Raw genomic sequence first — 24,792 nt, 5'->3', positions numbered from 1 at the left:
AACTCGTGATGCCGCGAAAACTACCAACCCCCACCGACATCCGCCTCCGATACGAGCAGAACCGTCAAGCGGAGGGTTTGGTCCACACGATCGAGTACCGCCACATGGCATGCCGCCGGAACCTGGAGCCCGGCAACACATTCCCGGCGATCCGCCGAACCTGGCCATAGGTGCGCGGCGGGGGCCACACGATCGGCGAAGGATGCCCCCACTCCGTGCGCGAGAAGCGATACCAGGTACGGGTCGCAATGGCGGCGATCGCCCACGGCACCGCCGCCGGCAACGTATCCCGTGCCAGTCCCACCGCCGCCACCGTCCCGCCCGGTCGCAGCAGCTCCCGCATCCGGGCCAGCACCGCCGCCTCATCCATATGGTGCAGCGTCGCCACGGACACGATCCCGTCGAACGACTCCGGCTCGAACGGATGAGTCAGAAAGTCCCCCTGCAGATAAGTGATCTCCCCATCGGGCGACTGTTCCCTCGCCAGCTCGATCCCGCCCTCATCGAGATCTATCCCCGTAACTTCGGCCCCGCCCGCCCGCAGCCGCCGAGCCAGCATCCCCTCCCCGCACCCCACCTCGAGCACGCTCTTCGCGCCGGCCACCGCCTCGACCAGCACCCCGTGATAGTGAATGTTCCCGTTCCACCGCTCCGAATCAGGCACCGACATCCCGCCATCCTGCCAGCTGCCGACACCAGATGTGGAGACGCAGATTTTCTGGGGACAACGATTGGGTGAGTGCATTTTTCCGAGAAAATGTGCCCATGGGGGAGACGAGTGAACCGTTTCCGGGGAGTTGGGCCGTGCAGTCGAGGCTGCTGACCAAACGTGAGTTGCGCATGGATTGTGAGCGCGTCTTCCCGGATGTATATGTGCGCAAAGGGGTTCGGCTGGACGCGCGCGGCCGAGCCCGGGCGCTGGGGCATTGGGCCAAAGGCGACGGAATTCTCTCCGGCTTCTCGGCCGCGGCCCCTGCACGGTACGAAGTGGCTCGACGACAAGCCCGCCGAACGGTTTTCGCTGCACCACACCCGTGCGCACGGCATTCGATCTGGGTCGCCGGCTCGAATTCGCCGAAGCCGTAGAGGTACTCGACGCGCTCTGCAATGCCACGGCACTCGCCCCGGAGGACATCGACCGCTACGCCCTCCTCCCCACCCTAGGCTGGACCCTGATCCGAGTAAGCGCCCGCCACCTAACCCACACCCCCCACCTAATCCACCAAAGAGTCACCCAAGCCCTAACCCACCAAGGCTGGCGGCCGAGTGGCACATGAGGGACGGCTGCTCTCGGCGTTTGCGAACCTGATGTGCCACTCGGCCCTCATTAGAAGAGGGTTGGGGGGTCGGTGGGGAGGGGGATTGGGAGGGGGGTTAGGGCTGGGAGGTTGGCTCTTACCTCGTCGTGGAAGCGGCGGGCCAGGGTTCGGGAGGTGGCGTTGTCGGGGGTGTGGATGAAGATGGTCGGTGACCTGCCCTCTTGGAGCCAGGTGATTGTTTGGTCTACCCAGGGTTGCCAGCCGGCGATGGTGGCGGCTTCGTCGTCTCGGCCGTGGTAGCGGACTATCGGGTATTCCGTGAGGGCTCGGGTGCGGCGGGGGAGGCGGGGTTTCTTGGAGCCGGCCTCGTATTCGGCGGGGCTGGTGGGTGGGGTGGCGAAGAGGGTGGTGGTGTCGAAGGGGATCCATTCGGCGCCGGCGCGTTCCAGGAGGGCTTCCAGTTGGGCGGTGGCGCGCGGGTTTTCGAAGAAGACGGGGTGGCGGACCTCGACGGCGGCGCGGTAGTGGGTGGGGAGACCGTCCAGGAGGTTGGCCAGGGCGGGGAGATCGGTGAAGGTGCCGGGGAGTTGGATCCAGAGGGCGTGCAGGCGGCGGCCCAGGGGTTCGATGGCGTCCAGGAAGGCGGCCATTTCGCCGTCGATGCCGGTGAGGCGGCGTTCGTGGGTGACGGTGCGGGGCAGCTTCATTACGAAACGGAACTTCGGGTCGGTCTGCCGCGCCCAGGATTCCACGGTCCGGCGTTGCGGGGTCGCGTAGAACGTCGTATTGCCCTCGACCGCATTGCACCAGGAGGCGTAGGAGCGCAGACGTTCCGCCGGGGGCAGGGGTTTCTCCTGCCACTCCGGATGTGTCCACATCGCGCATCCCACGTAAAGCCGCATATCAGCAACGTTAGTACCCGGTCGTGCGGCTCATGACGGGCAGCCGGATAGTCGCGCATTTGCGACAAATCAGGCGGGAGCGCTATGTCCGATCACGCGGTCGTAGCCACCCGAAGGTGAGTTCCACTGCGCGCCGCCAGTTGTCGTACTCCGCCTCGCGCAACGCCGGATCCATCCGCGGCACCCACTGCGCGGCCAGCCGCCAGTTGGAGCGCAGCCCCTCCAGATCCGGCCAGTACCCGACGGCCAGCCCGGCCGCGTAAGCCGCACCGAGAGACACGGTTTCGGCCACGATCGGGCGCATGACCGGAATCCCGAGCACATCCGCGATGATCTGCATGAGCAGATTGTCCGAGGTCATACCGCCCGCCACCCGCAGCGCCCCGGCGTACAGCCCGGAGTCGGCATTCATGGCCTCCACCACATCACGGGTCTGCCACGCCGTCGCCTCCAGCACCGCCCGGGCTATGTGCCCCTTGGTGATATACGACGTCAACCCGATGAGCAGTCCGCGCGCGTCACTCCGCCAGTGCGGCGCGTACAGCCCGGAGAAGGCGGGCACGAGATAGCACCCGCCATTGTCTTCCACTGTCCCCGCGAGAGTTTCGATCTCCGGCGCACTGGAGATGAGCCCGATATTGTCCCGCAGCCACTGCACCAGCGAGCCGGTGACGGCGATCGGCCCCTCGAGCGCATACACCGGATCCGGTCCGACCTGATAGCCGATGGTGGTGAGCAGCCCGTGCTTGGATCGCACCAGCTCACGACCGGTGTTCTTGAGCAGGAATCCGCCTGTCCCATAGGTGCATTCGGTTTCACCGGGCGCGAAACAGGTCTGACCGAACAGCGCGGCATGCTGATCCCCGAGCGCCGCGGCGATCCGCACCCCGGGCGTCACTCGCCGCGCGGTGCCGAACGATCCGGTGGACGGTTCGATCTTCGGCAGCATGGCCTTCGGAATGTCGAAGAACCGCAACAGTTCGTCGTCCCACTCCAGCGTGGACAGGTTCATCAGCAGTGTCCGGCCCGCATTGGTCACATCGGTGACGTGCACGCCGTGATCGGCCCCGCCGGTGAGGTTCCAGATGAGCCAGGTCTCCATGGTGCCGAACAGCACCTCGCCGCGTTCGGCGCGCTCGCGCAGTCCGGGTACATGGTCGAGCAGCCAGCGCAGCCGGGGCGCGGCGAAGTAGGTGGCCAGCGGCAGGCCGCAGAGTTCCCGGATGCGTTCCGCGCGAGGGTCTTCGGCGAGCTTCCGGACCAGCTCCTCGGTGCGCACGTCCTGCCAGACGATGGCGCGCCGGATGGGCGTCCCGGTGCCGCGATCCCACACCACGGTGGTCTCGCGCTGATTGGCGATGCCGACGGCGGCGACCTGATCCACGGTGATGCCCGAATCCCGCAGCGCCGCGGGAACAATGCGCTCGACATTGCGCCAGATCTCCAGCGCGTCCTGTTCCATCCAGCCGGGCCGCGGATAGTGCTGTTTGTGCTCGCGCTGCGCCACTCCGGTGAGCCGGGCGCGCTGATCGAACAGGATGCACCGCGTGGAGGTGGTGCCCTGGTCGATCGCCAGCACGTATCGCTGCGTCATGCGGGGATTCTCCTGATCGTGAAAATCATTGTGCGCCACCGAGATCCCGCGACACCGCCTGCGCCGCGTTGCGCACCTGCTCGACCAGCGCGGGCCGGAACCGTAACTGTCCGTCGCAGAGATGATCGATCGGCCCGGTGATAGCGATGGCTCCCGCCACCAGTCCGCCCCGCGCGCGGATGGGTGCGGCGATGCTCGCTTCACCGGAACGGTACTCGCCGATATCGCCCGCCCATCCGGCGCGCCGTACCTCGGTGAGTGCCCGTCCCAGTGCGGGTTTGGCGATGATGGTGCGGTGCGTCAGCGCGGGCAGGTCGCCCGCGCGCACGGTGGCGGCCAGCTCGGCGTCGTAGGCGAGCAGCACCTTGCCGAGCGCGGTCGCATGGGCGGGCAGTATTTCGCCCACCGCGAGTTCCTGTTCGGAGTTGTCGGGCCGGAAGACGTGGTGCACCACCTGGATCTCGCCGTCGACGGGTGCGGCGATGCGCACGGATTCCCCGCTGCGGGCCGCGAGGGCGTCCGCGCGATTGATGGCGCGTGACCGCAATTCATTGGCATCCAGGTGTCCGGCCCCGAGTTCCTGGATGGCCGCGCCCAGTTGGTACTTGCCGCTGACCGGATCCTGATCGACGAACCCGACGCCCTGCAAGGTGCGCAGAATCCCGTGCGCGGTGGGTTTCGCGAGCCCCAGTGCCGCCGCGATCTCGCCGACGCCCATCCGCCCGGAGCCGCGCGCGAGTAACCGCAGCATCGCCGCGGCGCGCTCGATGGACTGGATCGGGCCCGGCATAGCCGTAACCTACCAGCAAACCGTTCGGCATTGTCGAACGGCAAGCCTGTCCGAGTAAGTGATCTCTTCGTAGCGTGGACGTCGGGCGCAGCCGACACCGCGCCGACCAGGGCATACGGACTCAATGACGAGAATCCGGAAAGGACCGCGATGACGCAGTACGTCGGAGCCATCGACCAGGGCACCACGAGCACCCGCTTCATGGTTTTCGATCACGGCGGCAACGTGGTTGCCCGCCATCAGCTCGAACACGAGCAGATCATGCCGCAGGCCGGCTGGGTCGAACACAACCCCGATGAGATCTGGGAACGCAGCCGCACCGTCATCAAGAGCGCCCTCGCCGGCGCCCGGCTCACCGCGAGCGACCTGGTCGCCGTCGGCGTCACCAATCAGCGCGAAACCACCATCGTGTGGAACCGCCGCACCGGACGCCCCTATTACAACGCCATCGTCTGGCAGGACACCCGCAGCGACCGCATCATCTCGGAGATCGAGAAGGCCGGGCACGCCGACCTCATTCGCACCAAGGCCGGACTGCCGCCCGCACCGTACTTCTCCGGCGGCAAGCTGAAGTGGATCCTCGACAATGTCCCGGGCGTGCGCGAGGCCGCCGAGCACGGCGATGCCCTCTTCGGCACCCCCGACTCGTGGCTGATCTGGAATCTCACCGGCGGTGTGCACGGCGGTGTCCACATCACCGACCCCACCAACGCGTCGCGCACCATGCTCATGAACCTCGAAACCCTGGACTGGGACGAGGAATTGCTCGCGGTGTTCGGTATCCCGCGCGCCATGCTGCCCGCCATCGCACCGTCCTCCAACCCGGCGGGCTTCGGCACCACCAATCCGGAGGGCCCGTTCAAGGGCGCGGTGAAGATCGCCGGCGTGCTGGGCGATCAGCAGGCCGCCACCGTCGGCCAGGTCTGCTTCCGCCCGGGTGAGGCCAAAAACACTTACGGCACAGGGAATTTCCTGATGCTGAATACCGGTACAGACATTGTGCGCTCCCAGCACGGCCTGCTGACCACCGTCGCCTACCAGTTCGGCGACGAGAAGCCGGCGTACGCGCTGGAAGGCTCCATCGCGGTGACCGGATCGGCCGTGCAGTGGCTGCGCGATCAGCTCGGAATCATCGCCGGTGCGGCGCAAGTCGAGAATCTGGCCCGCCAGGTCTCCGATACCGGCGGCGTGTACTTCGTGCCCGCCTTCTCCGGCCTGTTCGCGCCGTACTGGCGGCCGGACGCGCGCGGCGCCATCGTCGGCCTGTCCCGCTACTCCAACAATGCCCACTTGGCCAGGGCCACACTGGAATCCATCTGCTACCAGACCCGCGACGTGGTCGAGGCCATGCAGCGCGATTCCGGCGTCAAGCTCGCCACCCTGCGCGTCGACGGCGGCGTCACCGCCAACGAACTGGCCATGCAGATTCAGGCCGACTTCCTCGGCGTCCCGGTCTCGCGCCCGATGGTGCCGGAGACCACCGCGCTCGGCGCGGCCTACGCGGCCGGTCTGGCCGTCGGATTCTGGAACAACACAGACGAACTCGTCGCCAACTGGCACGAGGACAAACGCTGGCAGCCCTCGTGGACCGAGGAGCAGCGCGAAAAGGGCTACGGCCGCTGGCTCAAGGCCGTCTCGCGCACTCTCGACTGGGTCGATATCGATGACGACTGAACCCGGGCTGCCGCAACAGACTCAGAACACCGATTGCAAGGAGTATTTCGTGTCCGCTCAATTGGATCCCGCCTACCGCGCCCGGGCGATTGATTCGCTCGGCGACACCGAGATCGACGTCCTGGTCATCGGTGGTGGAGTGACCGGCGCCGGCGCCGCCCTCGACGCCGCCTCGCGCGGCCTGTCCGTCACCCTGGTCGAGGCGCGCGACTTCGCGGCCGGTACCTCCAGCCGTTCGTCCAAGCTCATCCACGGCGGCCTGCGCTACCTGGAGCAGTTCGACTTCGCTTTGGTCCGTGAGGCTTTGAAGGAACGCGGCCTGCTGCTCAACAAGCTGGCCCCGCACCTGGTACACCCGGTCTCGTTCCTGTTCCCGCTGCAGAAGCACTACGAGCGCTTCTACATCGGCGCCGGCATCGCCCTGTACGACACCATGGGCGGCGCCCGCTCGGTGCCGATGCACCGGCACCTGAGCCGGGCCAAGGCGCTGGAACTGGCTCCCGCGCTGAAGGAAGACGCCATGACCGGCGCCATCCGCTACTACGACGCGCAGGTCGACGACGCCCGCCACACCATGATGATCGCCCGCACCGCCGCCCAGCACGGCGCGACCGTGCTGACCCGCACCAAGGTCACCGGCCTGCTGCGGGACGGCGAGCGGGTCGTCGGCGCGAAGGTCATGGATCTGGAAACCGGTCTGGAGCACAGCATCCGGGCCAAGACCGTGATCTCGGCGACCGGCGTGTGGACCGACGACATGATCAAGATGACCGGCGTCGACTTCCCGTTCCACGTCCGCATGTCGAAGGGCGTGCACATCATGGTTCCGCGCGAGCGCCTGGACCTGGGCAGCGGTATCGCCATGAAGACCGAGAAGTCCATCCTGTTCGTCATCCCGTGGGCCGAGCATTGGATCGTCGGCACCACCGATACCGACTGGACGCTGGACAAGAACCACCCGACCGCCTCCGCGGCCGACGTGCAGTACATCCTCGACCACATCAATTCGCTGCTGCGCGAACCGCTCACCCGCGCCGACATCGTCGGCACCTACGCGGGCCTGCGGCCCCTGATGACCGGCGCCTCGAAGGAGACCTCCAAGCTGTCGCGGGAACACGCGGTGGCCGAGCCGGCGCCGGGCCTGTTCGTCATCGCGGGCGGCAAGTACACCACCTACCGGGTGATGGCCAAGGACGTCATCAATGCCGCGGCCGAGCGCCTGGGCAGCGATGTCGCGCCGTCGGTGACCGAGAACCTGCCCATCCTGGGCGCGGTCGGCTACCAGGACATGCTGGACGACCTCGCCGGGGTCGCCGAGCGCGCCGGACTGCCGATCGAGACCGTCGAGCACCTGCTGGGCCGCTACGGCTCGCTCAGCCACGAGCTGTTCGATCTCATCGCCGCGGTTCCCGAACTGGCACAGCAGATTCCGGGCGCCGACGACTACATCGCCGCCGAGGCCGTCTACGCCGCCACCCATGAGGGCGCGCTGCACCTGGACGACCTGCTGACCCGCCGCACCCGCATCTCCATCGAGGTGTCCGACCGCGGCCTGACCGCGGCGCCGGAGATCGCCCGTCTGATCGCCCCGCACCTGGGCTGGGACGACGAGCGCACCAATGCGGAGATCAACCGGTACTACGACCGCGTGCACGCCGAGCTCGCGGCCAACGAGGCCCGCGACGACGAGGCGGCCAATGCGGCCCGGCTGGTCGCAGTGAGCTGATTTCCCGCAAATCCTGAATATCGCTGTGTGCCGCGCCGGAGAATTGCTCCGGCGCGGCATAAGCGATTGCGCGCCACCGGAATTCATCCATGCGCCGGACTTGTGCGTTTGCCGACATTACCTCTAGCTTGTTTCTAGAGATTTGCTGAAAGAGGCCACGAGTCCCTTTCAGCGTGGCAACGACGCCGACCGGGAGGCACATCAATGAACTTCGGCTCGATATTCGTCAGCGAGGCGCTAGGCACCGGTGTGCTGATCCTGCTGGGTGCGGGAGTGGTCGCCAATGTGGTGCTCACCAAATCCAAGGGATTCGACGGCGGCTGGCTGCTGATCACCTTCGGCTGGGGTCTCGGCGTATTCGCGGGCGTCTACGCCGCGTACAAGACCGGCGGCCATCTGAACCCGGCCGTCACCATCGGAACGCTCTTCTCCGGCGCGGACGATTACGCCCCCGGTATTCCGGTGAACTTCGCCAATACCCTCGCCTATCTGTCCGGCCAGCTGGTCGGCGCATTCCTCGGCGCGTGCGCGGCATTCATCGCCTACAAGCGGCACTTCGACGAGGAGCCCGACGAGGGCAAGAAGCTCGGCATCTTCGCCACCGGCCCGGCCATCCGCTCCTACCCGTGGAACTTCCTCACCGAGGTGGTCGCCACTTTCGTGCTGGTGCTGGTGATCCTGGCCTTCGGCCACACCCCGAGCGGCCTCGGCCCGCTGGCCGCGGCCCTGCTGGTGGTCGGCATCGGCGCCTCGCTCGGCGGCCCGACAGGCTACGCCATCAACCCCGCCCGCGACCTCGGCCCCCGCATCGCCTACGCCCTGCTGCCCACCCGCCGCGCGGCGAACATTCTGCCGCAACGCATTCCGGCCGAATCGACGGTGGGCGCCGGCGCGCAGCGCGTCGTCGACGAGAGCCCCGGTGACCCGGTGTCCTCGACCGAGAAGAACGCCGACTGGAGTTACGCCTGGGTCCCCGTGCTGGGCCCGCTCGTCGGCGGCGCGCTCGCCGGACTGGCGGCCCAGGTCTTCCTGTAGGCCCCGGGTCCTTCCGCCGGACTCCCGATCGGCCCGGTTCCGCAGTCGCGGAACCGGGCCGATCCGCATCAGCCGCAGGTCATAGCCCTTGAATCCAGCACTCTCGCTGGAGGGTTATGGTCGAAGGGCCGGTGCGAAGACGCCCGGCTTTCGTATGCGTTGGAGGTAGTACAGATGGCTCGCATTCCCTCGGTACCTACGTCGCTGCTGGCGGCCGGCGGACTCACCGGCGGCTTCGCGCTCGCGCAGGCGACCAAGCAGCGGCAGCTCGGCGGCGCGGTCTTCGCCGCGGGCGTCGGTGCGGCGGTACCGCGCTGGAAGAAGGCCGCCGGCCTCCCCGGTGCGGCCGCGCTCGTCGGCCTCTCGATCGGCGCCATGGGCGCCTCCCACCCGCTGGCCAAGAAGATCGGCGCCTGGCCCTCGGTCGCCGTCGTTTCCGGCGTCGTCGCGGTGGCCGCCTGGGCGGTGGCGGACCGGAAGGCCTGACCGCCCAATCGAATTCGCCGAACACATCGGGCCCGCGGCAACGCGGGCCCGATTGCTGTGCGCGGCCGGTCCTTCCGGTACAACCGGTGGTTGTGAATTGCCGCGGGTCGGTTGTTTGATTCCCCGGCGGGTGGGCTGTTTCATCGGGCGGTCGGAAGTGGCGGCCGGAGGGAGATGGCGTGGGGCAGGGGCGGTTGGGGCGGGAGTTCGAGTGGATGTGGCGGGCTTATGCGGTGAGCACGCTGGGGACGATGGTGGCGCTGGATGCGTTCCCGTTGATCGCGGTGTTCGTGCTGCATTCGGGGGCCGTGCAGGTGTCGATACTGTCGGCGGCGGGGTTGCTGGTGGGGGCGTTGATCGCGGTGCCGTTGGGGCCGTGGGTGGAGTTCCGGCGGAAGCGGCCGGTGATGATCGGGGCGGATCTGGTGCGGCTGGGCGTGCTGGCCACGGTGCCGGTGGCGTTCGCGCTGGGGTGGTTGAGTTATCTGCAGCTGGTGGTGGTTGCGATGGTGATGGCGGCGGCGAACCTGGTCTACAACTCGGCGCGCGGAGCCTTCGTGAAATCGCTGGTCGGGCCGGGGGACTTGCTGCAGGCCAATGGACGGTTCGAGGCCACACAGTGGACGACCACCGCGCTGGGGCCGCCGTTGGGCGGCACGGCGATCAGTGTGTTCGGGCCGGTTACCACGGTCGTGGTGGATGCGGTCAGTTATGTGTGCTCCGCGCTCGGGCTGGCGGCGATCGGCCGCGGGGAGGCGGCGCCGCCCGCACGTTCGGGTCAGCGGCATGCCCTTGCCGAGATCGGGGAGGGCTGGCGGTTCATCCTCGGTCATCCGCGACTGCGGTTGCTGTTCTTCAATGCCGCGCTGGTGAACAGCGGCATCATGGCGGGCGGATCGTTGTTCGCGGTGTTGTTCCTGCGCGAACTCGGTTTCGCCCCTTGGCAATACGGACTGGCGTTCGGGGTGCCGTGTATCGGCGGGCTGATCGGTTCGCGGCTGGCGCGGCCGCTGGCCGCCCGGTTCGGTGAGCATCGGATCATGTGGGTCAGTGGCTTGGTGCGCGCCTGCTGGCCGATCGGCCTGGCCTTCGTCCCCGGCAAACCGTGGGGGCTGCCCTACGTGATTCTGATCGAGTTCGGCCTCATCACCAGTTGCAGCATCTTCAACCCGATCTTCGCCACCTACCGCCAGCAGCAGACACCGGCCGATCGGATGGCCCGCACCCTCGGCGCCTGGTCCATCACCACCAGCAGCAGCATCGCTCTCATGACCGTCCTCTGGGGTTTCATTGGCGCCGCCATCGGAGTGCGTGAGGCGCTCGGCCTGGTAGGCCTGCTGCTGCTGGCCACCCCGCTGCTGCTGCCACGCCGCGAGAGCGTGCCCGAGCCCGAGCAGGTACCGGCCGCGGCCCGGGAATCCGTCTAGCCCGGACACTTCGGCTCGCACCGAAGCATGAGCGCGGGACACTGGACTCATGGAGCCGATCAAAGATGGCGATGTGGATGTCTCCGCCGCAGCCCGGCTGCTGGCGGACCCGGCCCGGGCGCGCATGCTCATGGTGCTGGCCGACGGCCGCGCCCAGCCTGCAGGCGAGCTGGCCCGCGCGGCCGGTGTGACCGCGGCGACCGCGAGCGAGCATCTCGCGAAGCTGGTCGCGCAGGGCTGGCTGGGTGCGGAACGCTACGGCCGGCACCGCTACTACCGGATCATTGCGCCCGATGTGGTGCCCGCGCTGGAATCGCTGGCCGTCATCGCCCCGATCACCCCGGTGCGGTCACTGCGCGGCGCCCGCGCGAGCCGGGCCATGAAGATTGCCCGCACCTGCTACGACCACCTGGCCGGGGCGGTGGGCGTCGCGGTCTTCGACTCGCTCTGCGACGGCAATGCCCTGGACATGGTCGGCGGCGAATGGCAGGCCACCACGAACCCGCACCCGCTGCTCACCGAATTGGGCATCGAACCGGCGCAATTCAAGCTGACGGGCCGCAGACCCCCGGTCCGGGCCTGCCTCGACTGGTCGCAACGCCGCTACCATCTGGCCGGCGGCCTCGGCTCCCTGGTCCTGCAACGCATGTTCGATGAGAAGTGGTGCACCAGCGAAAAGCCCAACCGCGCAGTGGTTTTCACTCCCGCCGGCTGGGCCGCCCTGGAACGCGTGGCGGACGTCGATCGCGCCGCGACCGAGTCGGCCGCCGAATCCCCGGCCCCGGACCCGCGCTCCCTCCCCACCGCCCGCGGCGCCTGAGACCCGAGCCCGCGCTGCTCTCTCCGCCATTCGGGGTGTGTGAGACCTGCGCTCGTGCGGGCGTAGTTCGGTGCCTGCCTAAGTAATTCGGCCGGATGCTGGCCGTATGACACGGACCCTCGAACTCGAGCGGAGCGGCGGATGGCTCGCATTGACCGCGATTTCCGCTGGGTATTTTCTCGTGATTCTGGATGCGACGGTGGTGGCGATCGCGACCGATCGGATGGCGATCGGGCTGCACACCACGGTGACCGGACTGGAGTGGGTGGTCGACGGGTACACCGTCACGCTGGCCGCGTTGCTGATGCTCGGCGGGGGATTGGCTGATCGGTTCGGCGCGCGGCGGTCGTTCCAGGCGGGGCTGGTGTTGTTCGGGGTGGCCTCGATCGGGTGTGCTGCGGCGCCGGTGGTTTGGGTGCTGGTGGTCGCGCGGGTGGTGCAGGGCGCGGGTGCGGCGCTGCTGATTCCTGCGTCGCTGGCGTTGGTGCGGCATACCTATCCGGATCCGGCCGAGCGGGCGCGGGCCATCGGGATCTGGGGTGCGGTGGGTTCGGTGGCCGCCACGTGTGGACCGGTGGTGGGTGGGTTGCTGGCCCAAAGTCTGGGCTGGCCTGCGATTTTCGCTATCAATGTGCCGGTTTGTGTAGTGACCTGGGTGCTGATCAGGCGCACCACGCCCGCGGTTTCCGGTAGCGGACAGCCGATTCCGGTGGCCGGACACCTCGCGACCGTGGCCGCCATGAGTGGTGGGACGGCACTCGCGATTCTGGGTGGCGCGCGCCCGCTGTCGGTACCGTCGCTGGTAGTGGCGGCAGTCGTCGCGGTCGGTGGTGGGATCGCGATCGGAGTGGCCGGGCGGGCGGGGCGTCCGCTGGTTCCCGCCGTATTGCGCACGGATCCGCGTTTCCGCGGCGGCAGTCTGATCGGCCTGGCGCAGAACTTCGGTTTCTACGGTCAGTTGTTCGTGGTGAGCCTGTATCTGCAACGCCAGCTGGGGTATTCGCCTGCGGTCGCGGGTCTGGCACTGCTTCCGGAGTGTGCGATCGGCATCGTGGCCTCCGCCCTGAGCGGTCGTTTCGGCGCCCGCTACGGCGCCCGGCCGGTCATGCTGTGCGGGTTGTCGGCGGGTGCGCTGGGGCTGGCCGGTCTGGCCTGCATCGGCCCGCACACGTCCTATCCATTGCTGGTACTGCCGTTGCTGCTGATCGGTTTCGGTATGGCGTTCACCATGCCCGCCGCGACCACCGTCACGGTGTCGCCGGCCGGTCCCGCGCAGGCCGGGTTGGCGGGCGCGGCTTTCAATGCGGCTCGCCAATTCGGTGGTGCGCTGGGTGTGGCCGTGGCGGGTTCGCTGCTCACCTTCGAGCACGGTTCCGTCCGGCTCGCATTGGCGTGTGCCGCAGCGGCTTTCCTGGCCGCCGTGCCGATCGCCGCCCGGCTGCGTGACATCAAGGATCCAGAGACGAAAAATGCCGCGCCGGAGGTTATTCCGGCGCGGCACTGATTTCACGGATCAGCCGATGGTGACCGGTTCCTTCCCGCGAGCGGCGTCGCGGGCGAGGGAGCGGTCGCGCTGTTCTTCGAACCGGACGACGTCCTTGCGGAGCTTCTCGATGAATTCGCCCAATTCATTGCGGGATTGGTCGCCGCGCGGCCCGAAGTCGGTGCGTTCGAAGATGTTCCACTTCTTCAGTACCGGCAGGATCACTTCCTCCAGATGCTGGCGGAGGTCATAGATGCCGTGTTTGGCCATGAGGACCCCGTGCCGGCGGAAGTTGGGCATGCCGGCGCCGGGCATCTGGAAGGTGCGGATGATGTCGTAGATGGCGCCGATGGCCTGATCGGGTGAGAGGTCCAGCGCGGCGCCGCACATGTTCCGGTAGAAGATCATGTGCAGGTTCTCGTCGGCGGCGATGCGCTGCAACATGCGGTCCGCTATGGGGTCATTGCAAACTTTGCCGGTATTGCGATGAGAAACGCGAGTCGCTAATTCCTGAAATGTCACATAGGCGACGGAATACATGAATCCGGCAGCGGTGGGGACGCGCTCGGTTCCCGCGTGCTGCTTGATCAGAGCGGCCGGTTGGTATCCGTTGGTCATGTGGATCATCCGGGCCTCTTCGAGCGCGACCGGGTCGACACCACGGGTGACCACGAGGTAGTCGCGGATGACGATGCCGTGCCGGTTCTCCTCGGCGGTCCAGCGGCCGACCCAGGTTCCCCAGGCGCCGTCCTGGGAGAAGTTCTCGGCGATTTCCCGGTGATAGCTGGGCAGATTGTCCTCAGTGAGCAGATTGGTGATCATGGCGGCCTTGGCGACCTCGCTTAGCTTGGACTGCGCTGGATCCCAGTCGATGCCGTCCATAGCTGCGAAGTTGCGACCTTCATCCCACGGGACGTAGTCGTGTGGGTGCCAGTCCTTGGCCATGGATAGATGCCTGTTCACATTAGCTTCGGCGATCGGCTCCAGCTCGATGAGCAACTCGAGCTGCGTCAGATTCCTGGCCACGATCGTGTGCCTCCCTCGAAATGGCTCGGTACTGCGGAAAGATAGTGATGATCAAAGGCTGTCGGATGCTGTCCGGCTGTGGAATGCTGGAATTTCAGGCGCTTGCCGCCGCGGCGAAGGGGCCGTCGGGAAGAGATCCGGGGATGCCCGCGTGTCGCTCGAGGAGACTGGTCGGCTTCGCCTCGGATAATCTAGCCCAGTTCGCCGCAGATTGGCTCCATCCCCCGCCAATGTTTTGATGGCCGGGTCCGTTCGCTAGTTCCAAACCAGTCCTTGACAGCCCACGCGGATCGAAATCTGGTTCGCCGGAGCATTGCTACGGAGAGTGAAGAACATGCAGACCCCCAACCGCCGTACGTTTCCCAGCGTCGTCGTCACCTCGCTCGCGGCGACCACCTCCATCGCGGGTGATGTCGACTCGACCTGGAAGGGACTACTCAACGGAGAGAGCGGGATCGATGTGCTCGAGGACAGCTTCCTCGACGACTTCGAACTCCCGGTGCGCATCGGCGGCCACCTCAAGGTGAACCCCCGTGACCTGATGACCCGCGACGAGACCCGCCGCTGGTCCTATGTCGAGCAGATGGCCGTCTATCTGGGTCGCGAGGTTTGGCGCAATGCGGGCAATCCGGAGGTGGACGGGGATCGGCTGGGCGTCGCGATCGGTACCGGTCTCGGCGGCGCCGAAGTGCTCATGGCCGCGCGGGACAAGCTGGTCAACGGCGGCTATCGCAAGGTCTCGCCGCTCACCGTGCAGTCGATCATGCCGAACGGCCCGGCCGCGTGTGTCGGTACCGAACTGCGTGCCAGGGCCGGTGTGTCCACGCCGGTTTCGGCCTGTTCCTCCGGTTCCGAGGCGATCGCGAACGCCTGGCGCATGATCGTCATGGGTGATGCCGACATCGTGGTCACCGGTGGTGTCGAGGGATCCATTCAGGCGCTGCCCATCGCGGGCTTTTCGATGATGCGCGCCATGAGCACCCGCAATGACGATCCGAAGGCCGCCTCGCGCCCGTTCGACAAGGACCGTGACGGTTTCGTCTTCGGTGAGGCCGGCGCGCTCATGGTCATCGAGACCGAGGAGCACGCCAAGGCGCGCGGCGCGACCATCCACGCGCGCCTCATGGGCGCCGGTATCACCTCGGACGGTTTCCATCTGGTGGCCCCGGATCCGGAGGGCACCGGCGCGGCCCGCGCCATGGCTCGCGCCATGGAGAACGCGGGTATTTCGAAATCCGATGTCACGCATATCAATGCACACGCCACCGCCACTCCGATCGGTGATACCGCGGAGGCGAACGCCATCAAGCAAGCCGTCGGCAACCATGCCGCGGTGTACGCGCCGAAGTCCGCTCTCGGGCATTCCATCGGTGCTGTCGGTGCGCTGGAATCGGTCATCACCGTGCTCAGCGTGCGGGACGGAATCATCCCGCCCACTCTGAATTTGGACAATCAAGACCCGGAAATCGACCTTGACGTGGTCGCCGGCCAGGCACGGTCCGGTCGATACGACTACGCCCTGAACAACTCCTTCGGTTTCGGCGGGCACAATGTGGCCCTGGCCTTCGGCCGCTACTGAGTGCTCTCCGGTTGGTTCCGAGTGACGCGGGATCTCGGCACCTGTTAGAGTTCCCCAGCCCCAGCAACTTCCGGGCCTTCGGTATCGATTCTTGTTCGGTGTCACTGCACAGCCACGGCTGTGAGTTGAAAAAGGATAGGGAATGATCGGCGAGACCTTTGAAGATTTTCTGGACGAGCGAGGCAACATCAGCCTCCCCGAGGACAAGACCATGATCGATCTGGTCGACCGGCACGCCGCCGCGAACGGGGATGAGCTCGCCTACCGCTTTATCGACTATTCGCGGGAACGCGACGGCGAGGTCCACGACATCACGTGGAACCGATTCGGCGTCCGGCTGCGCGCGGTGGCGGCCCGGCTGCAGCAGGTCACGCAGCCGGGCGATCGAGTGGCGATTCTGGCGCCCCAGGGCCTCGACTACGTCGTAGCCATGTACGCCGCGGTGTACGCGGGCAATATCGCCGTGCCGCTGTTCGATCCGGATGAGCAAGGGCATTCCGACCGCTTGCACGGGGTGCTCGACGACTGCACGCCGTCGGCCATCCTGACGGTCGCCACGGCCGCCTCCGGGGTACGTGACATCTTCAAGCATCTCCCCGCGCCGCAGCGTCCGCGCATCATCGCGGTGGAGGCGGTTCCGGACGGTGTCGGCGAGACCTGGGTGCGCCCGGACCTGCAGATGGACGATGTCGCCTATCTGCAGTACACCTCGGGGTCGACGCGCACCCCGGCGGGCGTGGAGATCACGCACCGGGCCGTGGGCACCAATCTGTTCCAGATGATCCGCGCCATCGGCATCACCGAGAAGGCGCGCGGGGTGACCTGGCTGCCGCTGTTCCACGATATGGGGCTGCTGACGGTCATCCTGCCCACCATCGGCGGCAAGTACATCACCATCATGTCGCCCAGTGCCTTCGTGCGGCGGCCGTACCGGTGGATCAAGGAGCTGGCGGCGCAGGAGGACGGCGCCGAGATCTTCGCGGCCGCACCGAATTTCGCGTTCGAGCATGCGGCGGCGCGTGGCCTGCCCAAGGCGGGGGAGGAGCTCGACCTCTCCAATGTCATCGGGCTGATCAACGGCAGTGAGCCGGTGTCGGTGACGTCGATGAAGAAGTTCAACGACGCCTTCGCCCCGTACGGCCTGCCCAAGACGGCGATCAAGCCCTGTTACGGCATGGCCGAGGCGACGCTGTTCGTCTCCGCCACCCGCCGCGACGACGAGGCCCGCGTGGTCTACGTGGACCGCGACAAGCTGAACGCCGGCCGCATGGTGGAGGTCGATCAGCACGCGGATCAGGCTGTGGCCCAGGTGTCCTGCGGCTATGTCTCGCTGTCGCAGTGGGCGGTCATCGTGGATCCGGAGACCGGTGCGGAGAAGCCGGAGGGCGAGGTCGGCGAGATCTGGCTGCACGGCCAGAACATGGGCATCGGTTACTGGGGCCGGCCGGAGGAGAGCCTGGCCACCTTCCGCAATCGGGTCACGAGCCGGCAGCCGCACAGTCATGCCGAAGGCGCGGATCCCGAGGCGAATTGGATGCGCACCGGCGATTTCGGCGCGTATCTGGACGGTGAGCTGTACATCACCGGCCGCGTCAAGGATCTGGTGATCGTGGACGGCCGCAATCACTACCCGCAGGATCTGGAGTACTCCGCGCAGGAGTCGAGTACCGCCCTGCGTCCCGGATTCGTTGCGGCCTTCTCGGTTTCGGCGAACCAGCTTCCCGTCGATATCGCCGCGGCCGACGGCGGCCCCGCCGCCGATCCCGGCGATACCGCTGAGCAGCTGGTCATCGTGGCCGAACGCGGTACGGGCGCAGCGAAACTCGACGCCGACCCGATCACCGAAACCGTCCGCGCCGCGATCGCCAAGCGGCACGGCGTCACGGTCCGCGATCTGCTCCTGGTCCCCGCGGGTTCCATCCCGCGCACCTCCAGCGGCAAGATCGCCCGCCGCGCCTGCCGCACCGCCTATCTGGAGGGCACTCTCCGCGGCGGCCACCGGCAGCAGGCGTTTCCCGACGAATCCGACTGAGCCCAGCCGATATTCGACCCGCCCGCGGTGGGGCGTCGCACCAGCTGCGACGCCCCGGATGCACGCGCTACAAGGCGGTGCGAGTGGTGCTGCGCCCCACCGCCTTGGCCCAGTACATGCTGTAATCGGCTGCCTGCAGTAGATGATCGGCGGTGGTGTGTGCGGCGTGGTCCGCGGCCACGCCGACGCTGGCGGTGACGGTGAGCCGCCGCCCTTGGACCTCGAAGGGGCGGTTGAACTTCGTGCGCACGGAGCGGGCCAGCTCCTCCATGTCGGCGCCGGCGTGCGGTACGAGGATGACGAATTCGTCGCCGCCCATGCGGGCCACCAACTGGCCGGGATCGGTGGTGCAGGCGTCCAGCCGGGCGGCGACCTGCTTCAGTACCTGATCGCCGACCGCATGCCCGTAGGTGTCGTTGACGGCCTTGAAACGGTCCAGATCCACGTAGCAGAGCCCGATCCGGGCGCCGGGCTCGTCGAAGGCCGCGGTGAGCGCGTCGAAGAAGCGGGACCGATTGGCCAGCCCGGTGAGCTGGTCGTGGTGGGCCCGGTATTGCAGGCGTTCGCGTAGCACCCGCTGTTCGGAGATGTCCTCGACCAGGATCAGGGTGTATTGCGGCCGGCCGTCGTCATCGCGGATGAGTGAGACATTGATCTTGGTCCACACGGTGGTGCCGTCGCGATGCGGGTAGGCCTTCTCCAAGTGGACATTGTCGACTTCGCCCTGCACCACCGCGGAGTAGAGCGCCCACATGTTCGAATCGTCGTCGGGATGGGTCAGGTCGGTGACGTCGAGCGCGCACATCTCGGCGGGGGTATAGCCGAGCATGTTCGCGAAGGCGGCGTTCACCTCGATGATGCGACCGGTCATATCGGACAATCCGGTTCCAATTCCGGCCTGGGCGAACACCGCCCGGAATCGGGCCTCGCTGGCCCGCAGTTGTTCCTGCACGCGTAATCGCGCCGCCATGTCCGCGGCGCGCACGCTTTCCTGTTCGGCCAGCAGCCAGCCCCGGAAGGCGCGCACGTACCCGGTGGTGAAGGCGCCCACCAGTGCTGCCGCGCGGGTCGCCGGAATATCGGCCTGCTGCGCGCAATAGGTCTGCAATGCCGTGATGCTGCGGCCCAGTACCTCATTTCCGACGAAATGTGCCCGCGCCAGCTCGACGCCCAGACTGGTCGCCCTGTCCGGTGGGCCGTCATCGTGTGCGGCGGCGACGAATTCGCGGGCCAGGCGGTCGAGCAGACCGCGGGCCTCATGGCGGCTCATGGGCACCACATGATCGCGGGTTCCGCCCTCCAGCGCAGCGGCCCACTGTTCGACCAGTGCGGCGTGCGGGCTGCGCTGATCCGGCCCGCCCCCGGGATCCGACGCCATGAGAATCGATGGTAGCCCGACCGGTCGGTGACGTGAACACCACCCCTTTTCATCGTGGTGGGATACCATTGCGGCGCTTCGGAATTGGCTGAAATGCCGATTCGTTCGGTTCGAGAGAGGTAGTGGCTCCGATGACCAGACCGAGTTGGGCACCCGAAGGTATCGATCTGGATCGCCCGAGTGCTTCCCGCGTATACGACTATTTCGTCGGCGGCATGCACAATTTCGAGATCGACCGCGAATTGGCCCGCATGATCGAGCAGTTCACGCCGAATGTCGCCGAAACCATGCGCGCGAACCGCGATATGCTCCGCCGTGTTGTCCGCTATCTGACCGATGCCGGTATCGACCAGTTCCTGGATCTGGGTTCCGGCATTCCGACCGTCGGCAATGTGCACGAGGTCGCACAGGCCCGAAATCCCGAAGCCCGAGTCGTTTACGTGGACATCGATCCGGTGGCCGTGGCGCACAGTCAGGCCATCCTGGCGGGCAATGACCGCGCCATCGTGATTGCCGGTGATGTCGCGGATCCGGAGGCGATTCTGTCCGATCCGGGGACGAAGGACCTGCTCGATTTCAACCGACCGGTCGCCGTATTACTGCTCGGCGTCCTGCATTTCGTGCCGGACTCCGCTGATCCGGCCGCCGCGGTGTCCCGTCTGCTGGAGGTGGCGTCGCCCGGCAGCTACGTCTCCATCACCCATGCCACCGCCGACGGCCAGCCCGCGGAAGTGCTGGAGGCGCAGAAGCTTTCGGGCCGCACCTCCACCGAGATCGTGCTGCGCGGCAAGGACGAGATCGCCGGCTACTTCCAGGAATGGACGCTGCTGGAGCCCGGTCTGGTGCACCTGCCGCTGTGGCGCCCGGACAATCCGGAGGATGTCGGCGCGAATCCGGAAGCCTCCGGCGCGTACGGCGGTCTCGCCCACAAGGGTTGAGTCGTCAGGGCGCGATCATGGGAATGCTCAGCATGCGCAGCGCCCCGCCCGGTTGCAGCACCACGCTGTCGTCGATATTGCCGATGACGATGGGTACGAAGCCGGTGGTCTTGATCAGTTCGGCGACCCGGCACAGGGCCGCCGGATGGTCGCCCGCGATGGGCGCCACGATGCGCCCCAGCGAGGTGAGCGGTCCGGACCGGTACATCGGCGCGGTGAACCCGTTGAAGGCCTTGACCAGCTGTGTCTTGGGCACCAGATCGGCCACCACGGCGCTGCTGGGCCGTCCGTCCGTGGACAGTACGGTGACGCTGCCGTCGGCCTCCCGGGCCAGCGGATTGGCCGGGTCGATCCAGATCTTCCCGTCGAGCGGCGGCAATTCCTTTGCCAGGGTTTCCAATTGACTCCACTCGACCGCGCCGACGAGCATGGTCGCCGATTCGGCGACCTCTTCGGCCTCGGCGGCCCGGGTGCGCCGGAAACCCCTGTCGGCCACGGTTTTCGAGAGGTGGTCCAGGTGACGGCTGGCTATGAACACGGTGTGGCCCGCGCGATCGAATAATCCCGCAAGGCTCAGACCGACCAGTCCTGCTCCGAAAATGCCCACGTCCACAGCCGCACCCTCCTGGTGAGGAAGAGCAACCACCCGAACAGTTGGTATTCCTTGACGAGGATACCGCAACCGCTGTGATCAGCGATTTCGCCCGCGGACGTGCGCGGCGGTCTCACCGAGTGGGAGCGGCTGCGACATGACCTGTCACATTTTCTCATTTTGGGTATCGTGAACGTACGGACCGGACTGTCCGGGACAGTTGTAACACCCGGATCCGTTTGCGCGACAACTCCATAACGCGTGATCGTGTGCGAAAGGCAGGCAATGATGACTGCGAACACCAACCGCTTCGACGAGGCGGCGGTAGGTGCCGGACCGGGCCGGCTGTTGTCGGCGGAACCGATGACGGCGCGGCTGCTGCCCGGCGTGAAACTGCCCGCCCGGGCGTGGCGGATCAGCTACACCAGCACCCTCGGTTCGGGGGAACCCACAACGGTCACCGGGACCGTACTGGTCCCGCGCGAGCCCTGGCGCGGACCCGGCGCCCGGCCGCTCATCGGCTATGCCGTCGGCACCCAGGGCCTGGCCGATACCGTGGCCGCCGCGTCCTGGCAGCTGCGCTTCGGGCTGGAGTACGAATCGCTGTTCATCATCTCGGCCCTGCGCCGCGGCTGGGCGCTCGCCATCACCGACTATCCGGGCCTCGGTAATCCGGGGACCCACCCGTACGTCATGGGCCGTTCCCTGGGCCCGTCCGTGCTGGACAGCATTCGCGCCGCCCGCCGACTGCCCGCCGCGGGCCTGGATCCGGACGGACCGCTCGGCATCTACGGGTACTCCGAGGGCGGCTGCGCCGCGGGCTGGGCGCTGCAATTGCAGCCCGGTTACGCGCCCGAGCTGGAACTGTCGGGCGGCGTGGTGGGTTCCGCGCCCGCCGACCTGCTGGACATGGTCGAATTCCTGGACGGCACCCCGTACGCCTTCCTGCTGTTCTACGGCGTACTCGGTTTGGACGCCGCGTACCCGGAACTCGATGTGCTGCAATACCTCCGGCCGCACGGCCGCGCCATTGCCGCATTGTTCCGCCGCACCCACGCCATTCCGGCGGCCGTGCTCGGTATCGGCGTCGGCGCGCTGATCCCGACCCGGGTATCGGCCTATTGCAGCCGCATGCCTTTCGAGGTGCCGGAGGTCCGGCGGCGCATGCTGGAGAACAAACTGGGCGGAATCGCGCCCACCGCACCGGTATTGGTCGCGGGCGGCACCGCCGAGCAGATCATTCCGTTCCCGCAGGCGGTCGGCCTGGCCGATGACTGGAAGGCGCTGGGCGCGGACGTCACCATGCTGACCATGCCCCGGCGTGAACACATCACCGGCGCACTGTCCTTCGCCGGTCCGGCCATGCGCTTCCTGGCCGACCGCTTCGCCGAATCCCGCGCGCTGGTCCTCCAGAAAGGCGCCTGAACGCCGGAATGGCGCATGGCCGAGGGTTTCCCGGGCCATGCGCCATGCGAGCGCGGCTCAGAGGTTGACGCCCCAATGCAGGACCCGGGACGTGAACAACACCAGGGCCAGCGAGACGATGGCGACCGTCACCAGGCCGATCACCGCCACCACCAGCGGCCGCCACCCGGTCTTGGCCAGCTCACGAATGTTCGTGTTCAGGCCGACGCCGGCGAAGGTGAGCAGGAACGCCCACTTCGAGAAGTTCGCCAGGTTGGTGACCTGGGCCTTGGTCAGCCAGTGCACGGTCGCCACCGCCGACACGGCCAGGAAGCCGAGCACGAACTTGGGGAACTTGGACCAGACGAAGACCGCCTTGGCGCGCAGGCCCGGCGCGATGGCGTCGGCCTCGCCGCGGGCCGCCCAGTAGGCCGCGAAACCCAGCACCACGAATCCGATGAGCGCATTGCGGGTGGACTTCACCAGCACCGCGGTCTTGCCCGCGGCATCGGAGAACAGGTAGCCGGTGGCCGTGGTCTCCGCGGTGTTGTCCACCGCCAGACCGGCCCACAGCCCGAATTCGTGATCGGTCAGCCCGATCGCGTGTCCCAGCGGCGGCAGCGCGAACAGCGCCACCGCGCCCAGCGCGAGAATGGCCGCGATGGCGTAGCCGACATCGGAATTGCGCGCCCGGATCGCCCCCTTACCCGCGATGATGGCGGACACGCCACAGATCGAGGTGCCGATGGCCAGCAGTGAGCCGAGCTTGCCGGACAGTCCCAGCCAGTGCGCCACGGCCAGGATGATCGCACCCGAGACGGTCATATCGACCAGGATCTGAATGATGCTGGTGCCACCGAGTTTCGCGACATCGCCGAGCACGAAGCGCGAGCCCAGCGCCACGATGCCGATCTTGAGCCAGAACTCGTAGGTGCCCACGCCCTTCCGGAAGATCGGGTGCAGGCCGACGGTATTGGTGATGAGCAGGCCGATGAGGATGGCCCACAGCACGTATTCGATATCCGGGACGGTCCAGTGCTGGTGTTTGGCCAGCTTCAGCCACCAGATCTCCGCGTACTTGCCGAGCACGCCCACCGCTACGAGCAGCAGGACGCCCGGCAGGTAGGCGGCCAGGCCGCGCGCGGTGAGCGGCCCGGAGTCGGGTTCGAGGAAGTCGTCATCGGTTTTTCCGAGGTCGACCGCGGTGTCGCTCATATCGTCACCACGGAATCTTCGGCAGGAGGTCGAGTACGGCGAGCACCGTCACCGCGCCCGACACGATCACGGACCACCAGTCGGCCCCGAGCCGCCCGGCGGCCTCGAGCCACGTTGGTCGGGCGCCGGATGTTTCCGGCGCGGGGTTGGGACTGTTCACCCTTGGGCCTCCAGACTGAGTTCGCAGTACGGCAGGCCTGCACTATGTCGAGGCCGGCGGCGTGCGGACAGTGTTGGAATCGCCCTGATTCGTTGTCGGAATTGTCCTTATTCGCGCACCGTCCGCCGATACGCTGCGGGTGTCGTCCCGGTCCAGCGCTTGAAGGCGTGGATGAAGGGCGTGGCCTCGGCGTATCCCAGGCGGATGGCGATGTCGTCCACCGACAGCGGGGTGGCGGTGAGCATTTCCTCGGCCAGCGTCTGGCGCACCTCGTCGAGCAGCACGCGGTAGCTGGTGCCCGCGGCGTCCAGATGACGGCGCAGGGTGCGCGGACTCATATTGAGGGTCCGGGCCAGGGCGTCGAAAGACGGCGGCGCGGTGAATCCCGTTGCCCCGGAGCCGGGTAGCAGCCGATCACGCACCTCGGCGGCGATACCGGTGCGGGCACTGCGCCGATGCAGCAGGTCCCGGCATTGCGCGACGCATACCGCCCAGGTGGGCTGATTGGCCTGGGGGAGCGGCTGCGCCAGCAGGTCCGGGTCGATCCCGAAAACCGTGTGGGCGCGATCGAATTGCGGGCGGATGCCGAACAGCGCCTCCAGTCGTTCGGCCTGATCGGTGGCGGGATAGGCGAATTCGGCCCGGGTGAAGTCGACCCGTGCCCCGAGTAGATCGCTCATCACCCGATGCATGGCGACGATGTCGCGTTCGGCCAGGAACCGCTGCACATCGGCCGGAATGGTGTCGTGGTGGATCCAGGTGACCACTTCGCGCGGCCGGGATTCGACGATCGGTGTGCAGAAGGCGAATCCGAGCCGGTAGTAGCGCAGGGCCAGCGAAATCGCCTCGCGCAGTGTCGGACTGGTGACACAGGCGTAGCCGAAGATGCCGAAGGTACTGATCCGGTAGCGCCGCCCGACCTCCACCCCGAGCGCCGGCACCCCGGTCACCTCGCGGAGCAGATTGCGCACCACGGCCAGTTCGGTCTCGGCCGGGATCTGCGCATCCGGATCGGCCAGCTGCGGCCCGCTCAGCCCGGTGCCCGCGAGTATCCGTTCGGACGGCACGCCGTGCTCGCGAGCGAATTCCACCATGACCGCGACGCTGGCCGTGCCGCGCGGGAAGTTCCAGGTCCGGACATCCGGCTCCTCGACCGTGCTCATCCCTCGATTATGGCCGGAAGTATGGATTTTCTGGCCGTCGCTGATTCATGACCGCATAACCCCAGCTCGTAGCGTTGAGCGCAATACATCGCTGAACCCCGCCGACTTC

The 24,792-nt window shown here is 67.2% G+C and carries 20 protein-coding genes and 1 pseudogene; 11 read left to right on the top strand and 10 right to left on the bottom strand.

Features of this window, described 5'->3' with window-relative positions; translation table 11 throughout:
- Nucleotides 1-64: 64 nt before the first annotated feature.
- The 4 genes from ACIP5Y_RS08965 to ACIP5Y_RS08950 all read right to left on the bottom strand — a co-directional run bounded on the left by ACIP5Y_RS08965 (nucleotide 65) and on the right by ACIP5Y_RS08950 (nucleotide 4,545).
- A complete protein-coding gene (locus tag ACIP5Y_RS08965; protein WP_400348904.1) occupies nucleotides 65-670 on the bottom strand; it encodes a class I SAM-dependent methyltransferase in 606 nt (201 codons plus the stop codon).
- A 657-nt stretch (nucleotides 671-1,327) separates the two neighbouring features.
- The gene (locus tag ACIP5Y_RS08960; protein ID WP_400348903.1) at nucleotides 1,328-2,161 is read right to left on the bottom strand and encodes a DUF72 domain-containing protein; all 834 of its coding nucleotides are present in this window, start codon (nucleotides 2,159-2,161) and stop codon (nucleotides 1,328-1,330) included.
- Nucleotides 2,162-2,243: 82 nt separating this feature from the next.
- Nucleotides 2,244-3,755 carry a glycerol kinase GlpK gene (gene glpK, locus ACIP5Y_RS08955; RefSeq protein WP_400348901.1) on the bottom strand — a complete coding sequence of 504 codons (1,512 nt, stop codon included), beginning with the start codon at nucleotides 3,753-3,755 and terminating at the stop codon, nucleotides 2,244-2,246.
- A 25-nt stretch (nucleotides 3,756-3,780) separates the two neighbouring features.
- The gene (locus tag ACIP5Y_RS08950) at nucleotides 3,781-4,545 is read right to left on the bottom strand and encodes an IclR family transcriptional regulator (RefSeq protein WP_400348900.1); all 765 of its coding nucleotides are present in this window, start codon (nucleotides 4,543-4,545) and stop codon (nucleotides 3,781-3,783) included.
- Between the two features lie 150 nt (nucleotides 4,546-4,695).
- On the opposite strand from ACIP5Y_RS08950, the gene glpK (ACIP5Y_RS08945) reads away from it, so the two are divergent.
- The 7 genes from glpK (ACIP5Y_RS08945) (at nucleotide 4,696) to ACIP5Y_RS08915 (ending at nucleotide 13,217) form a co-directional block, all read left to right on the top strand.
- Entirely contained in the window at nucleotides 4,696-6,219 is a 1,524-nt protein-coding gene (gene glpK / locus ACIP5Y_RS08945; RefSeq protein WP_400348899.1) for a glycerol kinase GlpK, read from the top strand.
- Between the two features lie 49 nt (nucleotides 6,220-6,268).
- Nucleotides 6,269-7,945: a glycerol-3-phosphate dehydrogenase gene (gene glpD, locus ACIP5Y_RS08940; protein ID WP_400348898.1), complete on the top strand. Its 1,677-nt coding sequence runs from the start codon at nucleotides 6,269-6,271 to the stop codon at nucleotides 7,943-7,945.
- A gap of 204 nt (nucleotides 7,946-8,149) precedes the next feature.
- Nucleotides 8,150-8,980 (top strand): MIP/aquaporin family protein, encoded by an 831-nt coding sequence (locus ACIP5Y_RS08935; RefSeq protein WP_400348896.1) that lies wholly within the window; start codon nucleotides 8,150-8,152, stop codon nucleotides 8,978-8,980.
- Nucleotides 8,981-9,154: 174 nt separating this feature from the next.
- Nucleotides 9,155-9,466: a hypothetical protein gene (locus ACIP5Y_RS08930; protein ID WP_397011342.1), complete on the top strand. Its 312-nt coding sequence runs from the start codon at nucleotides 9,155-9,157 to the stop codon at nucleotides 9,464-9,466.
- A 179-nt stretch (nucleotides 9,467-9,645) separates the two neighbouring features.
- Nucleotides 9,646-10,893, top strand: a complete 1,248-nt coding sequence (locus ACIP5Y_RS08925) for an MFS transporter (protein ID WP_400348893.1) — start codon at nucleotides 9,646-9,648, stop codon at nucleotides 10,891-10,893.
- Nucleotides 10,894-10,942: 49 nt separating this feature from the next.
- A complete protein-coding gene (locus ACIP5Y_RS08920) occupies nucleotides 10,943-11,713 on the top strand; it encodes an ArsR/SmtB family transcription factor (protein WP_400348892.1) in 771 nt (256 codons plus the stop codon).
- 106 nt (nucleotides 11,714-11,819) lie between these two features.
- Complete coding sequence (locus ACIP5Y_RS08915) at nucleotides 11,820-13,217, top strand: MFS transporter (protein ID WP_400348891.1); 1,398 nt, start codon at nucleotides 11,820-11,822, stop codon at nucleotides 13,215-13,217.
- Nucleotides 13,218-13,226: 9 nt separating this feature from the next.
- On the opposite strand, the gene ACIP5Y_RS08910 is transcribed toward ACIP5Y_RS08915, so the two are convergent.
- Entirely contained in the window at nucleotides 13,227-14,222 is a 996-nt protein-coding gene (locus tag ACIP5Y_RS08910; protein ID WP_400348889.1) for an acyl-ACP desaturase, read from the bottom strand.
- Between the two features lie 334 nt (nucleotides 14,223-14,556).
- On the opposite strand from ACIP5Y_RS08910, the gene ACIP5Y_RS08905 reads away from it, so the two are divergent.
- Together ACIP5Y_RS08905 and fadD32 are read left to right on the top strand one after the other, a co-directional pair.
- On the top strand, nucleotides 14,557-15,801 hold the full coding sequence (locus tag ACIP5Y_RS08905) for a KasA/KasB family beta-ketoacyl-ACP synthase (RefSeq protein WP_400348887.1): 1,245 nt from the start codon (nucleotides 14,557-14,559) through the stop codon (nucleotides 15,799-15,801).
- Between the two features lie 142 nt (nucleotides 15,802-15,943).
- Nucleotides 15,944-17,833 (top strand): long-chain-fatty-acid--AMP ligase FadD32, encoded by a 1,890-nt coding sequence (gene fadD32 / locus ACIP5Y_RS08900; RefSeq protein ID WP_400348885.1) that lies wholly within the window; start codon nucleotides 15,944-15,946, stop codon nucleotides 17,831-17,833.
- Between the two features lie 67 nt (nucleotides 17,834-17,900).
- Here fadD32 and ACIP5Y_RS08895 read toward each other — a convergent pair whose 3' ends face one another.
- Nucleotides 17,901-19,211 (bottom strand): diguanylate cyclase domain-containing protein, encoded by a 1,311-nt coding sequence (locus tag ACIP5Y_RS08895; protein ID WP_400348883.1) that lies wholly within the window; start codon nucleotides 19,209-19,211, stop codon nucleotides 17,901-17,903.
- 131 nt (nucleotides 19,212-19,342) lie between these two features.
- On the opposite strand from ACIP5Y_RS08895, the gene ACIP5Y_RS08890 reads away from it, so the two are divergent.
- Nucleotides 19,343-20,149 carry an SAM-dependent methyltransferase gene (locus ACIP5Y_RS08890; protein WP_400348881.1) on the top strand — a complete coding sequence of 269 codons (807 nt, stop codon included), beginning with the start codon at nucleotides 19,343-19,345 and terminating at the stop codon, nucleotides 20,147-20,149.
- Nucleotides 20,150-20,153: 4 nt separating this feature from the next.
- On the opposite strand, the gene ACIP5Y_RS08885 is transcribed toward ACIP5Y_RS08890, so the two are convergent.
- Nucleotides 20,154-20,762 carry an NADPH-dependent F420 reductase gene (locus ACIP5Y_RS08885; protein ID WP_400348879.1) on the bottom strand — a complete coding sequence of 203 codons (609 nt, stop codon included), beginning with the start codon at nucleotides 20,760-20,762 and terminating at the stop codon, nucleotides 20,154-20,156.
- 264 nt (nucleotides 20,763-21,026) lie between these two features.
- Between ACIP5Y_RS08885 and ACIP5Y_RS08880 the strand changes: the two genes are divergently transcribed.
- The gene (locus tag ACIP5Y_RS08880) at nucleotides 21,027-22,166 is read left to right on the top strand and encodes a lipase family protein (RefSeq protein ID WP_400348877.1); all 1,140 of its coding nucleotides are present in this window, start codon (nucleotides 21,027-21,029) and stop codon (nucleotides 22,164-22,166) included.
- Between the two features lie 57 nt (nucleotides 22,167-22,223).
- Here ACIP5Y_RS08880 and ACIP5Y_RS08875 read toward each other — a convergent pair.
- The 3 genes and pseudogenes from ACIP5Y_RS08875 to ACIP5Y_RS08865 form a co-directional block, all read right to left on the bottom strand.
- Nucleotides 22,224-23,273 (bottom strand): annotated as a pseudogene (locus ACIP5Y_RS08875) (YeiH family protein); the annotation flags it as partial.
- 91 nt (nucleotides 23,274-23,364) lie between these two features.
- Nucleotides 23,365-23,520, bottom strand: a complete 156-nt coding sequence (locus ACIP5Y_RS08870) for a hypothetical protein (protein WP_400348875.1) — start codon at nucleotides 23,518-23,520, stop codon at nucleotides 23,365-23,367.
- Between the two features lie 107 nt (nucleotides 23,521-23,627).
- On the bottom strand, nucleotides 23,628-24,683 hold the full coding sequence (locus ACIP5Y_RS08865; protein WP_400348874.1) for an AraC family transcriptional regulator: 1,056 nt from the start codon (nucleotides 24,681-24,683) through the stop codon (nucleotides 23,628-23,630).
- Nucleotides 24,684-24,792: the final 109 nt, after the last annotated feature.

This window comes from Nocardia sp. NPDC088792 (assembly GCF_044750615.1).
Taxonomy (GTDB): Bacteria; Actinomycetota; Actinomycetes; order Mycobacteriales; family Mycobacteriaceae; genus Nocardia.
This window is presented reverse-complemented; position numbering and strand designations above follow the sequence as displayed.